At 74.4% G+C, this 14,418-nt stretch carries 10 protein-coding genes and 1 pseudogene; 10 read left to right on the top strand and 1 reads right to left on the bottom strand.

Translation table 11 applies throughout. The features are described from left to right. The first annotated feature begins 37 nt into the window (after window positions 1-37). From GSF22_RS20300 to GSF22_RS20275, 6 genes and pseudogenes are all read left to right on the top strand, one after another. Window positions 38-913, top strand: a complete 876-nt coding sequence (locus GSF22_RS20300) for a hypothetical protein (RefSeq protein ID WP_307804158.1) — start codon at window positions 38-40, stop codon at window positions 911-913. A gap of 1 nt (window position 914) precedes the next feature. After that, a complete protein-coding gene (gene murJ, locus GSF22_RS20295) occupies window positions 915-2,606 on the top strand; it encodes a murein biosynthesis integral membrane protein MurJ (protein ID WP_208815302.1) in 1,692 nt (563 codons plus the stop codon). A gap of 22 nt (window positions 2,607-2,628) precedes the next feature. Further along, window positions 2,629-3,774 (top strand): glycosyltransferase family 4 protein, encoded by a 1,146-nt coding sequence (locus GSF22_RS20290; RefSeq protein WP_307804157.1) that lies wholly within the window; start codon window positions 2,629-2,631, stop codon window positions 3,772-3,774. Continuing rightward, the gene (locus GSF22_RS20285; RefSeq protein WP_244367851.1) at window positions 3,774-6,008 is read left to right on the top strand and encodes a hypothetical protein; all 2,235 of its coding nucleotides are present in this window, start codon (window positions 3,774-3,776) and stop codon (window positions 6,006-6,008) included. Before GSF22_RS20290 ends, GSF22_RS20285 begins: the two co-directional genes overlap by 1 nt. Window positions 6,009-6,378: 370 nt before the next feature. Beyond that, window positions 6,379-8,154, top strand: a pseudogene (locus tag GSF22_RS20280) (CTP synthase); the annotation flags it as partial. A 92-nt stretch (window positions 8,155-8,246) separates the two neighbouring features. Further along, entirely contained in the window at window positions 8,247-8,864 is a 618-nt protein-coding gene (locus GSF22_RS20275; RefSeq protein ID WP_208815300.1) for an NUDIX domain-containing protein, read from the top strand. Window positions 8,865-9,049: 185 nt separating this feature from the next. Here GSF22_RS20275 and GSF22_RS20270 read toward each other — a convergent pair whose 3' ends face one another. Beyond that, the gene (locus tag GSF22_RS20270; RefSeq protein ID WP_439957796.1) at window positions 9,050-9,427 is read right to left on the bottom strand and encodes a TM2 domain-containing protein; all 378 of its coding nucleotides are present in this window, start codon (window positions 9,425-9,427) and stop codon (window positions 9,050-9,052) included. 189 nt (window positions 9,428-9,616) lie between these two features. On the opposite strand from GSF22_RS20270, the gene ald reads away from it, so the two are divergent. The 4 genes from ald to GSF22_RS20250 all read left to right on the top strand — a co-directional run bounded on the left by ald (window position 9,617) and on the right by GSF22_RS20250 (window position 14,326). Further along, window positions 9,617-10,732, top strand: a complete 1,116-nt coding sequence (ald, locus tag GSF22_RS20265) for an alanine dehydrogenase (protein ID WP_208815298.1) — start codon at window positions 9,617-9,619, stop codon at window positions 10,730-10,732. Between the two features lie 7 nt (window positions 10,733-10,739). Then, window positions 10,740-11,765 carry a site-specific tyrosine recombinase XerD gene (locus GSF22_RS20260; protein ID WP_208815297.1) on the top strand — a complete coding sequence of 342 codons (1,026 nt, stop codon included), beginning with the start codon at window positions 10,740-10,742 and terminating at the stop codon, window positions 11,763-11,765. 490 nt (window positions 11,766-12,255) lie between these two features. Further along, window positions 12,256-13,179, top strand: a complete 924-nt coding sequence (locus tag GSF22_RS20255; RefSeq protein WP_208815296.1) for a ParA family protein — start codon at window positions 12,256-12,258, stop codon at window positions 13,177-13,179. 46 nt (window positions 13,180-13,225) lie between these two features. Further along, window positions 13,226-14,326 carry a segregation and condensation protein A gene (locus GSF22_RS20250; RefSeq protein ID WP_208815295.1) on the top strand — a complete coding sequence of 367 codons (1,101 nt, stop codon included), beginning with the start codon at window positions 13,226-13,228 and terminating at the stop codon, window positions 14,324-14,326. Window positions 14,327-14,418: the final 92 nt, after the last annotated feature.

Raw genomic sequence — 14,418 nt, 5'->3', positions numbered from 1 at the left:
TCCCCGGTGACCTTCCCGCCCCGGCCGGGGGACCGGCGTGACCGCCCGGCGGATCGCCGGCCGACTGCTGGCGGTCGGCGCCGGGGTCGTGGTGGGTCGGGCCGCGCTGCGGGCCGTCGCCGCCCGTCCCGCCGGTGCGACCCTGGAGCGGACCAACTTCCGGGGCCGTACGGTGACCCTCGCCGCCGGTCCGGCCCTGGCCGCCGGTGCCGCCGTGGCCGGGGCGCTCGGCGCGTCGAGCCGTCCGGCGGCCGGCGCGACCCTGGTCGCCGGTCTCTCCGCCGGTGCGGTCGGCCTCTACGACGACGTGGTCGGTGCCCGTCCCGACCAGAAGACCGCCAAGGGCTTCGCCGGTCACCTCGGCGCCCTGCGGGAAGGGCGGGTCACCAGCGGCCTGGTCAAGATCGCCGGCGTGGGTGCGGCCGGACTCGGGGCCGCCGCACTGCTCGCCGCCGACCCCACGGTGGCCGGTCACCGGCGTCGCCGCCGGCAGGGTCCGGTCGGGCGGACCGTCGACGTCCTGCTGGGCGCCGGGGTGATCGCCGGCACCGCGAACCTGCTCAACCTGCTCGACCTGCGCCCCGGGCGGGCCCTGAAGTCGGGGCTGCTGCTCGCCGCGCCGCTGACCGGCGGGGTGCACGGTGGGGTGGCCGCCGGTGCCGCCGGTGCCGCCGCCGGTCTGCTCCCCGCCGACCTCGACGAGCGGGTGATGCTCGGCGACTCGGGCGCCAACGCCCTCGGCGCCCAACTCGGCGTGGCCCTGGCCGCACGCAGCGGGCCGGTCGGTCGGGCGGTGCTGCTGGCCGCCCTCGCCGCGCTCACCGCCGCCAGCGAGAAGGTCAGCTTCACCCAGGTCATCGCGAACACCCCGGTGCTGCGGGAACTTGACGCGCTGGGCCGGCGACCCGCCTGACGTGGGTACCCCGCCACCCCTGGCCGGCGCCGGTCGCGTGGCCGGCGCCGCCGCGCTGATCGCCGTACTGACCGTGGTCAGCCGGCTCGTCGGGTTCGGCCGGACCGCCACGTTCACCTGGGTGGTCAGCGACACCGACCTCGGTGACATGTACGTGGTCGCGAACACCGTGCCCAACATCATCTTCGAGATCGTGGCCGGTGGCGCGCTGGCCAGTCTGGTCGTACCGCTGCTGGCCGGAGCGGTCGCGGCCGGTGACCGGCCGGCGGTGGCCGCCACCACCGGGGCCCTGCTGACCTGGACGCTGACCCTGCTGGTGCCGCTCGCCGTGCTGGTGGCGCTCCTCGCCCGACCGATCATCGCGGTCATCGGCGACGACCCGTCGGCGGCCGAGGTGGCCACCGGGGCCCGCATGCTGCGGGTCTTCGCCCCCCAACTGCCGCTCTACGGCATCGGCATCGTGCTCACCGGGGTGCTCCAGGCACACCGCCGGTTCGCCTGGCCGGTGATCGCGCCGCTGCTGTCCAGCGTCACCGTCATCGGGGCCTACCTCACCTTCGCCGTGGTGGCCGGACGGGCGGTGACCATCGGCGAGGTCAGCCGGGCCGGCGAGTTGATCCTCTCCGTCGGCACCACCGCCGGGGTGGTGGTGCTCTCGCTGTCCCTGCTGATCCCGGTGCGCCGGCTGGGGCTGCGGCTGCGCCCCGGCTACGCGTTCACCGCCGAGGTCCGCGCCCGGGTCGGTGGGCTGGCCCTGGCCGGCGCGGCCACCGTCACCGCCCAGCAGGTCGCGCTGCTGGTCATCCTCAACCGGGTCTCCGGCGGCCCCACCGGCGCGCTGGTCGTCTACAACCTCGCCCAGACGATGTACCTGCTGCCCTGGGCGGTCCTGGCCGTACCGCTGGCCGTCGCCGCGTACCCGACCCTGGCCGCCGCCGGGTCGGCCGGCGACGAGGACACCTACCGGCGGACCCTCGCCCCGGCGACCCGGGGGGTGCTGCTGCTCAGCAGCCTCGGCGCGGCGGCACTGGCCGGTACCGCAGTGCCCGTCGCGGCGTTCTTCTTCACCGGCGCCGACACCGTCGACACCGCCGCGGCGGCCATCGCCGGGTTCGCCCCCGGCCTGCTCGGTTACGGCCTGTTCGCGGTGCTCTCCCGGGCGCTCTACGCCCGGGGCGACACCCGGCCCGCGACCGCCGCGATCGTCACCGGGTGGCTGGTCGTACCGGTCGGCGCCGTGCTCCTCGCCGGGATGCTCCCGGCCGGTGACCGGGTGCTCGCGGTGGCGCTGGCCAACTCGGCCGGCATGCTCGTGCTCGGTACGCTGCTGGTGGCCGTCGTGGCCCGCCGGGCGGGACGGCCGGCACTGGCCGGCGCCGGGCGCGCCGCCGCAGCCGGGTTGGCCGCCGGGGCCACCGCCGCGCTCGCCGGAGCCGGCGGTGCGGCCTGGCTGGCCGCCGGGGGGGACGGGACCCCGACGAAACCCGTCGCGCTGCTACAGGGCATGCTGTCCGCAGTCGTGGTGGCCGCCGTCTTCGTCGCCGTCGCGTACCTGCTGGACCGGTCCGACCTGCGTCCGTTGCTCGCCGGCCTGGCCCGCCGGGCCGGTCGGCTGTCCCGCGTCGGCCCCACTGCCCGGCGGGATCCGGCGGACGGTAGCGGTACGGAAGCGACCGGCCGGGAACGCCGGTGACGGGGAGGAGACGATGGTCCCGGTGAACGCGGGAGAAGCGCAGCCCGGTTGGTCCGGCTCGGTGGCTCTGCTGCTCGCCTCCAGCACCGGCGGTGTCGGCCAGCACGTGCTCTCCGTCACCCGGGGGCTGGTCGCCTCCGGCGTGTCGGTGCTCGTCTGCGGTCCGGCCGCTGTCCAGGAGCAGTTCGACTTCGCGGGCGCGGGCGCCCGGTTCGTGCCGGTGGAGATCCCGGCCAACCCGACCCCGGCCGACGGGCGGGCCGTCGGGGCGCTGCGCCGGGCGCTCGCCGCCACGCCGGTCGACGTGCTGCACGCGCACGGGCTGCGCGCCGGTCTGGTCGCCGCACTGGCCCGACCCGGCGTACCCCTCGTGGTCACCTGGCACAACGCGGTCCTCGCCGGTGGCCTGCGGGGCCGGCTGTCCCGACTCGTCGAGCGGATGGTCGCCCGGGCCGCCCGGACCGCCCTCGGCGCCTCGGCGGACCTGGTCGACCGGGCGCGTGCCCTGGGCGCCGCCGACGCCCGGCTGGCGCCGGTGGCGGCCCCGGTCCTGCCGCAGCCCCGCCGCCGCCGTACCGCGGTCCGGGCCGAGTTCGGTGTCACCGCCGACCAGCCGTTGGTCCTGTCGGTCGGTCGGCTGCACCCGCAGAAGCGCTACGACATCCTCGTCGACGCCGCCGCCCGCTGGCGGGACCGGGTCCCCCCGCCGGCGGTGGTGATCGCCGGGAGCGGGCCGAGCTACCTGGCGCTCGCGGCGCGGATCTCCGCAGCCCGGGCCCCGGTCACCCTGCTCGGCCACCGCACCGACGTGGCGGACCTGCTCACCGGTGCCGACCTGGCCGTGGTCACCAGCGACTGGGAGGCCCGGCAGCTCTTCGCCCAGGAGGCGCTGCGGGCCGGGGTACCCCTGGTGGCGACCGCGGTGGGCGGGCTGACCGAGCTGGTCGGGGACGCCGCGGTGCTGGTAACACCGGGCGACGTGGACGCCGTCGACACCGCCGTACGGGGACTGCTCGACGACCCGCAGCGCCGCTCCGACCTGGCCCGCCGTGGCCCGACGCAGGCCGCGACCTGGCCGACCGAGGCGGACACGGTCGCCCAACTGGTGGCCCTCTACGCCGAACTCGCCCCGGCTCCGGCCGGCCCGGCCCCGACGGGACGCCACTGATGCTGCGCCGTCTGGTCAGCGCCCTGCTCACCGTGGTCGTCATCGCGGTCGGTCTGGCGGCGCTGGTGACCCGTCCCGCCACCGGTTCGGCCCCCGACCGGGCGGATTTCGTGGTCATGGTGGGCGTGGCCGGGCTGCGCTGGGACGACGTCGACCCGCAGACCACCCCGACGCTGTGGCAACTGGCCGGGCGCGGCTCGATCGGTTCGCTGTCGGTCCGGTCGGCCCGTCGCCCGACCTGCCCGGTCGACGGCTGGCTCACCCTGGGGGCCGGCAACTACGCCGCGTGGGACGGCGCCCCGGTGCCCACGTCCTGCCGCCGCCCCGACGTGACCGTGGAACGACCGGACCGGATCGGCGCGAAGCTGCCCGACCAGGAGACGGTGGTCCTGCACAACCAGGAGAAGCAACCCTGGGGGGCGGTGCCCGGCGCGCTCGCCGAGTCGGTGCGGTGCACCGTCGCGGTGGGGCCGGGCGCGGCGGTGGCCGCCGCCCGCCCGTTCGGCCGGGTCGACCGGTACGCCCCGACCCTGCCCGAGGACCCGCGCAAACTGCTCGGCGCCTGCCGGTTGAGCATCGTCGACCTCGGGACGGTGGCCGGTACGGACCCGGCGGTCCGCGCCGCCGCCGCCCGGCGGGCCGACACCGCCCTGGCCCGGGTGCTCGCCGCCCGCCCGGCCCGGTCCCTGGTGCTCGTCGCCGGGGTCAGCGACACCGACCGGACCTCCCGGCTGCACGTCGCGGTCGCCGACGGACCCGGCTGGGCGGGCGGCTGGTTGACCTCGCCGACCACCGGGCGGGAGGGCTACCTGCAACTGGTGGACCTGGCACCGACCGCGCTCGCCGCGCTGGGCCGGCCGATGCCGGAGCGGCTCTTCCTCGGTCGGGCCGCGACCGCCGTACCCGGGCGCCCGGCGGACCTGGCCGCCGCCATCGCCCAGCCCGCGGACGCCGACCGGGAGGCCCGGGCGCAGAAGCACGTCGCGGACTGGTTCTTCGTCCTGCTGGCCGGCGCCCAGGTGCTCCTCGCGGTGGCGGTGCTGCCGTTGCTGCGCCGTGCCCGGCGGCACGCCGGCCCGGGGGGACCGCCGCCGGTACCGGCGTCCGTGGTGGCCGGGGTGGAGCTGCTGCTGATCGCGGTGGCGCTGGCCGTGCCGGCGGCGCTGCTGGCCGACGCGGTGCCGTGGTGGCGGGGCACCCACGCGGGCTGGTACTTCGCGGGCGTGACCGCCGTGCTGCTGGTCGCCGCGACCGCCGCCGTCCGGTTCGCCCCCGGACACGGTCGTACCCTCGGACCGATGGGCGCGGTGGCCGGCCTGGCCGCCCTGGTGGTCGGCGCGGACGTGCTGACCGGAGCGCGGCTGCAACTGAACGGGGTGGCCGGCTACTCGGCCCTCCAGGGGGGCCGGTACGCCGGTCTCGGCACGGTCGGTCTCGGGGTCTTCGTGGCCGGGGCGCTGCTCAGCGCCGGTTGGCTCGCCCAACGGGTCCGGCGGGCCTGGCGACCTGCGGTGGTGGTGCTGGTCGGTGTGCTGGCCGTGGTGATCGTGGGCAGCCCCTACCTCGGTGCGGACCCGGTCGGCGCGGTGGCGCTGACCGCCGGGGTGAGCGTCACCGCCGCGATGAGCAGCGGCGGATGGTTGACCATCACCCGGGTGACCTGGGCGACCCTGGCCGCTCTCGCGGTGACCGTCGGGTTCGCGGTGGTCGACCTGCGGCGGCCGGCGGAGGAACGCGGCGCCCTGGGCCGGTTCCTGGGCGCGGTCGGCGACGGTACCAGCGGACTGACCGTGCACCGGTCCGGTGCGGCGAACCTGGACGCCCTGGTGGGTAGCCCGTTGACGGTCCTGGCCGTCACCGGGGCGGTGCTGGTCTGGTTCGCCCTGTTGCAGCCCTGGGGTGGTCTGAAGCGGCTCTTCGGCATCTACCCGGCGATGCGGGCCGCGATGGCCGGTGTCGTCGTCGCCGTGCTGATCGCCGGGGTCCTCGGCGGCTCGGCGTTGAACGTGGCCGGCGCGGCGGCGGCGCTCACCGTGCCGATGGCGGCGTTGGCCGCCCTGCGGGTGCTCGACCATGCCACCGACCGGACCCAGCCGCCCGGCGCGGACCAGCCGGCCGCCCCGGCCACCGCCCGCGCGACGGGCGACCGGATGGCCGTCCCGGTGGCGGACGACCGGGTGGCACACGACCGTACGGGGCCCGCGCCGGCCCCGACCGGCCCCGTCCCGGCCTAGGTCGCGTTTCACAGGAACTGGCCGGCCTACGGCGGGCCCAGACGACGGCCGGCGGCGTTGCGGTTTCGTCCGGATACGACACCGGTATCCGGGCGAAACCGCGCCTTGCCGGACCGCCGCCTGTACTCCCCCTCGGCTCGACCGCCCTTATGAAACGCGACCCAGCGCCACCCCGGCCCCGACCCCCGGTCTCCGCCGGGAGCAGCGCGTTCCGGGCGGGGTGCGGTACCCGGCGGTGGTGGGCCGGACCGGGTACCGCCCGGGGACCTGTTCACCGAGGTGTTACCGTGGAATCCCGTGGATCGCGTGATCACTTGGCTGATCGGCACGGCGGTCTGCACGACCGCGACGGACGACACGGGAGCAGGCCTTGGCCCCTTCAGCACGGACGACCAGGCACATTTTCGTCACCGGGGGAGTCGCCTCCTCGCTGGGTAAGGGGCTCACCGCCTCCAGCCTCGGCAATCTGCTGACGGCCCGGGGACTACGGGTGGTGATGCAGAAGCTCGACCCGTACCTGAACGTCGACCCCGGCACGATGAACCCGTTCCAGCACGGTGAGGTCTTCGTCACCGAGGACGGCGCCGAGACCGACCTCGACGTCGGGCACTACGAGCGGTTCCTGGACCGGGCGCTCTCCGGCAAGGCGAACGTCACCACCGGGCAGATCTACTCCGAGGTGATCGCCAAGGAGCGGCGGGGGGAGTACCTCGGCGACACCGTCCAGGTGATTCCGCACATCACCAACGAGATCAAGTCGCGGATCCTGGCGATGGCCGACCCGGACGAGGACGGCCGCACCCCGGACGTGGTGATCACCGAGGTCGGCGGCACGGTCGGTGACATCGAGTCGCTGCCGTTCCTGGAGGCGATCCGGCAGGTCCGCCACGACCTCGGCCGGGACAACTGCTTCTACCTGCACGTCTCGCTGGTGCCGTACCTGGCCCCGTCGGGCGAGCTGAAGACGAAGCCGACCCAGCACTCGGTGGCCCAGCTGCGCAACATCGGTATCCAGCCGGACGCGATCGTCTGCCGCTCCGACCGGGAGATCCCGGACAAGCTCAAGCACAAGCTCTCGCTCTACTGCGACGTGGACCGGGAGGCGGTGATCGCCGCCCCGGACGCGCCGAGCATCTACGACATCCCGAAGGTGCTGCACCGGGAGGGGCTCGACGCGTACGTGGTGCGCCGGCTCGGGCTCTCCTTCCGGGACGTCGACTGGTCGAGCTGGGACGACCTGCTCGACCGGGTGCACCACCCGCACCACACGGTCCGGGTCGCGTTGGTCGGCAAGTACGTCGACCTGCCCGACGCGTACCTGTCGGTCAGCGAGGCGATCCGGGCCGCCGGCTTCGCGCACCGGGCCCGGGTGCAGCTGCACTGGGTACCGAGCGACGAGTGCGTGACCGCAGCCGGGGCGGCCACCGCGTTGGCCGGTGTCGACGGCATCGTGATCCCCGGCGGGTTCGGGGTACGCGGCATCGAGGGCAAGATCGGCGCGGCCCGGTACGCCCGGGAGAACGGCATCCCGCTGCTCGGGCTCTGCCTCGGTCTCCAGTGCATGACCATCGAGGTGGCCCGGCACCTGGCCGGCCTGGAGGGCGCCAACTCGTTGGAGTTCGACGAGGAGGCCACCCATCCGGTCATCGCCACGATGGCCGACCAGGAGGACATCGTCGCTGGCAAGGGTGACCTGGGCGGCACGATGCGGCTCGGGTCGTACCCGGCGAAGCTGGCCGAGGGCTCGATCGTCGCCGAGGCGTACGGCAGCACCGAGGTCGACGAGCGGCACCGGCACCGGTACGAGGTCAACAACGCCTACCGGGACGCGCTGACCCGGGCGGGTCTGCACATCTCCGGTACCTCCCCGGACGGTCGGCTGGTCGAGTTCGTCGAGCTGGACCGCACGCTGCACCCGTTCTTCGTGGCCACCCAGGCCCACCCGGAGCTCAAGAGCCGCCCGACCCGTCCGCATCCGCTCTTCGCCGCGTTCGTCAAGGCCGTGGTGACGTACTCCTCGGCCGACCAGTTGCCGGTGGAGCTGGGCGGTGCCGAGCCGGTGGAGGCGAGTGGTGTGGCGGCGGCCGGGGCGGCGGCGACCAACGGCACGGACGCCACGGCAGCGGCCAAGGGTACCGACGCCACGGCGGCGGCCAACGGCACGGACGCCACGGCGGCGGCCAAGGGTCGGGCGGACCGTAACGGCGGGGCGCGGACCGCGAAGGCCGGCTCCACCCCGTGAGCGCGGCGGAGCACGACTACCAGGTCATCGCCCGGGTCGAGCGGTACGCGGGTCCGCTGTTCAGCGTGGTCACCGACGAGGTGACCATGCCCGGTGGCGGTACGGCGGCCCGGGACTACATCCGGCACACCGGCGCGGTCGGGGTGGTCGCGCTGGACGACGCCGGCCGGGTCGTGCTGCTGCGGCAGTACCGGCACCCGCTCGGCCGGCGGATCTGGGAGCTGCCGGCCGGTCTGACCGACATCCAGGGCGAGGGCCTGGCCGAGGCGGCGGCACGCGAGTTGGCCGAGGAGACCGACCTGACCGCCGGCCGGTGGGACGTCCTGGTCGACCTGCACACCTCGCCCGGGTGTTCCACCGAACTGGTCCGGGTCTTCCTGGCCCGGGACCTGGGCGAGGTGCCCGCGGCCGACCGGCACGACCGGCACGGCGAGGAGGCCGACCTCAGCCTGCACCGGGTGGACCTGGACGAGGCGGTCGCGCGGGTGCTGACCGGTGAGATCACCAACGCGATCTGCGTGGCGGGGCTGCTCGCCGCCGCGCGGGCCCGGGACGCCGGTTGGACCGGGCTGCGGCCGGCCGACGCGCCGGTGTCGTCCGCCACCACGCCGTAGCCGACGGCAGCGGTCCCGGCGGCACGTGACGTGCCGGGGCCGCACCGCCGGGACGGACCCGGTGACGTGCCGAGGGGCCGTGCGGTGGACACCGCACGGCCCCTCCGGTCCGGTCGGGCCGGTCCGGGTGGACCGCCCTGAACATCTCACCGAGTCGACGACCGGCGGCAGCGCCGGCCGGTGGGTCAGTCGCGCAGCGGCCGACCCTGCCCGTCGACGCCACCGTTGATCAGGATCAGGATGCCGTCGATGACGCCCCAGAGACTGCCGAAGCCGCAGGTCACCAGGGTGACCACGAGTTGCAGGACGCCGGTCTTGGTGTCGCCCATGTAGAACCGGCCGACGCCGAAGCCGCCCAGCACGATGCCGAGGACCCCGGCGACCACCTTGCTCTTGTCCGAGACGCCGTACGGGTTTTCCGGGCGGTAACCGCCTGCTGGCGGGTATTGAGGGTTGGTCATGAGGGTGCACCTTAATGATCCAGTACGCCGGTGTCCGCAGCGGCCCGGGGCAGTTCGCACGATAATGGGCGAACACTGTCCCAACGGCCAGGCGTCGCTCATGCTCCAGGTGGGTGGTACGCCTGACAGACCGTCAGGGGTGGCCGGTACCGGATGTCACTGTGCTGCTCTTCCGCCCCGGTCAGCGGACCTAGACTGCCGCCGAACGGGACCGGTGGACCGCGACGGCAACGGAGCCGTCGCGCACCGAGCAGCCGGGGAGCGGTGTCCCCGGAGAGAGGTGTCTGCAACGTGAAGGTCGGAATCCCCCGCGAGGTCAAGAACCACGAGTACCGGGTGGCGATCACGCCGGCGGGTGTGAACGAGTTCGTCCGCAGCGGTCACCAGGTCTTCGTCGAGTCCGGCGCCGGGGTCGGCTCCAGCATCACCGATGAGGAGTTCGTCGCGGCCGGTGCCGAGATCCTGCCCACCGCCGACGACGTGTGGGACACCGCTGAGCTGGTGCTCAAGGTCAAGGAGCCGGTGGCCGAGGAGTACCACCGGATGCGGCAGGGGCAGGTGCTCTTCACCTACCTGCACCTGGCCGCCTCCAAGGCGTGCACCGACGCGCTGGTCGACCGGAAGGTCACCGGCATCGCCTACGAGACCGTCGAGCTGCCGGACCGGTCGCTGCCGCTGCTCGCGCCGATGTCCGAGGTCGCCGGTCGGCTCGCGCCGCAGGTCGGGGCGTACCACCTCCAGCGGCAGGGCGGCGGGCGCGGCATCCTGATGGGTGGCGTCTCCGGCGTGTACGCGGCGAAGACGGTGGTCATCGGTGCCGGCGTCTCCGGCATGAACGCCGCCGCCATCGCCCTCGGCCTGCAGGCCGAGGTGCTGCTGCTGGACAAGAACGTCGGGCGGCTGCGCCAGGCCGACGCCATCTACCGCGGTCACCTCCAGACGGTGGCCTCCAACGCGTACGAGATCGAGCGCGCCGTGCTCGACGCGGACCTGGTGATCGGCGCGGTGCTGGTGCCGGGCGCCAAGGCCCCGACGTTGATCTCCAACGAGCTGGTCTCCCGGATGAAGCCGGGCAGCGTCCTGGTCGACATCTCGATCGACCAGGGTGGCTGCTTCGAGGATTCCCGGCCGACCACGCACGCGGACCCGACCTACCAGGTGCACAACTCGATCTTCTACTGCGTGGCGAACATGCCCGGCGCGGTGCCGCACACCAGCACCTACGCGCTGACCAACGTGACCCTGCCGTACGCCCTGGAACTGGCCAACCACGGTTGGCGGGAGGCGCTGCGCCGCGACCCGGCGCTGGCGCTGGGCCTGAACACGCACGACGGTCAGGTCACCTACGGTCCGGTCGCCGAGGCGCACGGCATGCGGGCGCTGCCGCTGGCCGACGCACTGGCCTGAGCCACGGGTGACGGGGAGCACCACGGCACCGGACGGGGCCGGTACGGGCGTCGAGCCCGCACCGGCCCTGCGCCGTGCCGTCCGGGCGTACCTGGACCACCTCACCGTCGAACGTGGCCTGTCGGCCAACACCCTCTCGTCGTACCGCCGGGACCTGGACCGTTACCTGGTGACCCTGGCCGCCGCCGGGGTGACCGACCTGTCGGAGGTCGCCGAGACCGACATCACCGCGCACGTGGCCCGGCTGCGGGAGGGCGACGACGCCCATCCGCCGCTGGCCGCCGCGTCCGCCGCGCGGGCGGCCAGCGCACTGCGTGGCCTGCACCGGTTCGCGCTACGGGAAGGGCTGGTCCCCCGGGACGCCAGCCGGGACGTCCGGCCGCCCGCCCCGCCCCGGCGCCTGCCCCGGGCCCTGGCCGTGGCCGAGGTGGTCCGGTTGCTGGACACCGTCGCGCCGGCTGCGGCGGTGGGCGAGCAGGCGCCGCTGGCGCTCCGCGACCGGGCCCTGCTGGAGTTCCTCTACGGCACCGGGGCCCGGATCTCCGAGGCGGTCGGCGCGGCCGTGGACGACCTGGACACCGAGTCGGGCACGGTGCTGCTGCGCGGCAAGGGCGGCCGGTCGCGGCTGGTGCCGGTGGGCGGGTACGCCATGGCGGCGCTGGGGGCGTACCTGACCCGGGCCCGTCCCGCCCTGGTGACGGCCGGTCGGGGGACTCCGGCGATCTTCGTCAACGCCCGGGGCGGGGTGCTGTCCCGGCAGAGCGCCTGGACCATCCTGCGCCGCGCGGCACAGGCCGCCGGACTGCCGGTGGAGGGGGAGCGGGCAGTCTCTCCGCACACCCTGCGCCACTCGTACGCCACCCACCTGCTCGACGGCGGGGCGGACGTGCGGGTGGTGCAGGAGTTGCTGGGGCACGCCTCGGTGACCACGACCCAGGTCTACACCCTGGTGACCGTGGACCGGCTGCGCGAGGTCTACGCCACCTCGCATCCCCGGGCGGTACCCGGCCGGTCGGCATCGACGGCCGACTGATCCCGTCTCCCCGGGCGGTACCCGCGCCGGCCGGCATCGCCGGCCGACTGACCACCTCCGCCGGCTGGCCCTCCCCGCCGGCTGGCCCTCCGGTCGGCTGGCCCTCCCCGCCGGCTGCTCCTCCGGTCGGCCGGCTCTCCCGCCGAATGGCCTCCCCCGCCGGGGCGGACGATCGGCGCGTTCCGGTGCGATGATCGGCTTTTTCGGGCACGATGATCCGTCGTTCCGCGTGCCGTGGGTCGGCCGGACCGGGCATGTCATGATCAAATGGTCCGGGCGGGGAACCGTCCGGCCCGAGCGGCTGACCGGCCGGTCGGTGCACGGCCACCGGCCGACACGCCGAACGGGTGCGGGTCGGCCTGCGGAACCGTGGCGTACAGTCGGCATCGGCGCGGACCTCGTGGGGCGGCAACCGGGGTTCGCAGTGGCGCCGCGCAGGACGCCGGTCGGCTCCGACGCCGGGTAGTCGTCGGAAGGGGGCGAACAGGACATGGCTGGCAACGGCGACCGCGCCGAGACGTGGACGACGGAACTCCGGGAGCAGCAGGCCTCGCTCGGCGCTGACCTCGGCCCGGCGGACCCGGCGGCCTACACGATGCGCAAGCCGATCCCCGAACCGATGCCCACGGACCGGCACGGCCCGGCACGGATCATCGCGATGGCCAACCAGAAGGGCGGCGTCGGCAAGACCACCACCACGATCAACCTGGGTGCCGCCCTGGCCGAGTACGGCCGGCGGGTGCTGCTGGTGGACTTCGACCCGCAGGGGGCGCTCTCGGTCGGGCTGGGTGTCAACCCGCACAACCTGGACCTGTCCGTCTACAACCTGCTGATGCAGGACGACGTGACCGCCGAGGACGTCCTGATCAAGACCGACGTGGCCGGGCTGCACCTGCTGCCCGCCAACATCGACCTCTCCGCCGCCGAGATCCAGCTGGTCAACGAGGTCGCCCGGGAGATGGCCCTGGCCCGGGTACTGCGGTCGATCCGCAAGGAGTACGACTACATCCTGATCGACTGCCAGCCGTCGCTGGGCCTGCTCGCCATCAACGCGCTGACCGTGGCGCACGGCGTACTCATCCCGTTGGAGTGCGAGTTCTTCAGCCTCCGGGGCGTGGCGCTGCTGCTGGACACCATCGACAAGGTGCGCGAGCGGCTCAACTTCGACCTGGAGCTGGAGGGCATCCTCGCCACCATGTACGACAGCCGCACCACACACTGCCGGCAGGTGCTGCAACGGGTGGTCGAGGCGTTCGGCGACAAGGTCTACCAGACGGTGATCACCAAGACGGTGAAGTTCCCGGAGTCGACCGTGGCGGGTGCGCCGATCACCACCCTCGATCCGGCCTCCTCCGGCGCCCGCAACTACCGCCAACTCGCGCGTGAGGTGATCGCCGCGCAGGCGGAGCGGTAGCCGGGCGGTGCGCCAGGCCACCGAGCCCGTCGACTACGGTCGTCGGGTGACCGTACCGGCCCTCGACCCGCCGTCCCCCGTCGGCGACCCCGTCGCGCCTGCCGCCGCCGGCGAGGCGGGTGGTGCGGCCTCTGGGTTCACGGTACGGCTGACCAACTTCACCGGGCCGTTCGACCTGCTGCTGCAACTCATCGGCAAGCACAAACTGGACGTCACCGAGGTGGCGCTGCACCGGGTGACCGACGAGTTCATCGCCTACATCCGGGCGATGGGTGACGACTGGGACCTGGACGAGGCGAGCGAGTTCCTGGTCATCGCCGCCACCCTGCTCGACCTGAAGGCCGCCCGGCTGCTGCCCGCCGCCGAGGTGGAGGACGAGGAGGACCTCGCCCTGCTGGAGGCGCGGGACCTGCTCTTCGCCCGGCTGTTGCAGTACAAGGCGTTCAAGGAGGCGGCGGCACACATCGCCGCGCTGGAGGCGGTCGGGTCGCGGCGCTACCCGCGTGCGGTCAGTCTGGAGCCGAGGTACGCCGAGGCGCTACCCGACCTGGTGCTCGGTATCGGGCTGGAACGGTTCGCCCGCCTGGCGGTCCGGGCGATGACCCCGAAGCCGACCCCGACGGTCTCCATCGACCACGTGCACATGGTCCGGGTGAGTGTCCGGGAACACGCCGCGATCCTGACCGAGCGGCTGCGCCGGGTCGGTCAGGCCACCTTCACGCTGCTCTGCGCGGACTGCGAGTCGACCCTGGAGGTGGTCGCCCGGTTCCTCGCCCTGCTGGAGCTGTACCGGGAGGGTCTGGTCGGCTTCACCCAGGCCCAGGCGCTCGGCGAGCTGACCGTACGGTGGACCGGTCCGGCCGAGGGCGGCGCCGACCTGGACATCGACGAGTACGCCGGTTCGGAGCCGGCCGCGCCGGTCGACGCGACGGTGGCGGGATCGGCGGGTCCGGTCGAGGGGCCGCACGTGACATCGGCGGGATCGGTCGGACCGGTCGGACCGGTCGAGGGGCCGCACGTGACATCGGCGGGATCGACGGGACCGGACGAGGGACCGTACGTGACATCGGCGGGATCGGTCGGACCGGTCGAGGGGCCGACCGGAATGTCGGCGGGTCCGACCGTGACCGAGGAGGGTGCCGGGTGAGCAGCGACGAGCGGACCGAGTCCCTGGCCGAGCAGGCTGCGGCCTGGGTACCCCCGTGGGCGCGTGAACAGCCCGCCACCCCGGTCCCCACG

Origin of the sequence: Micromonospora echinofusca, from assembly GCF_017614955.1 — a bacterium.
Lineage (GTDB): Bacteria > Actinomycetota > Actinomycetes > Mycobacteriales > Micromonosporaceae > Micromonospora > Micromonospora echinofusca_A.
This window is presented reverse-complemented; position numbering and strand designations above follow the sequence as displayed.

Coding starts and splice junctions, on each gene's coding strand:
- GSF22_RS20255 (WP_208815296.1), top strand. CDS start 12,256: ATGGCTGGCAACGGCGACCGCGCCGAGACGTGGACGACGGAACTCCGG.
- GSF22_RS20270 (WP_439957796.1), bottom strand. CDS start 9,427: ATGAGCGACGCCTGGCCGTTGGGACAGTGTTCGCCCATTATCGTGCGA.
- GSF22_RS20285 (WP_244367851.1), top strand. CDS start 3,774: ATGCTGCGCCGTCTGGTCAGCGCCCTGCTCACCGTGGTCGTCATCGCG.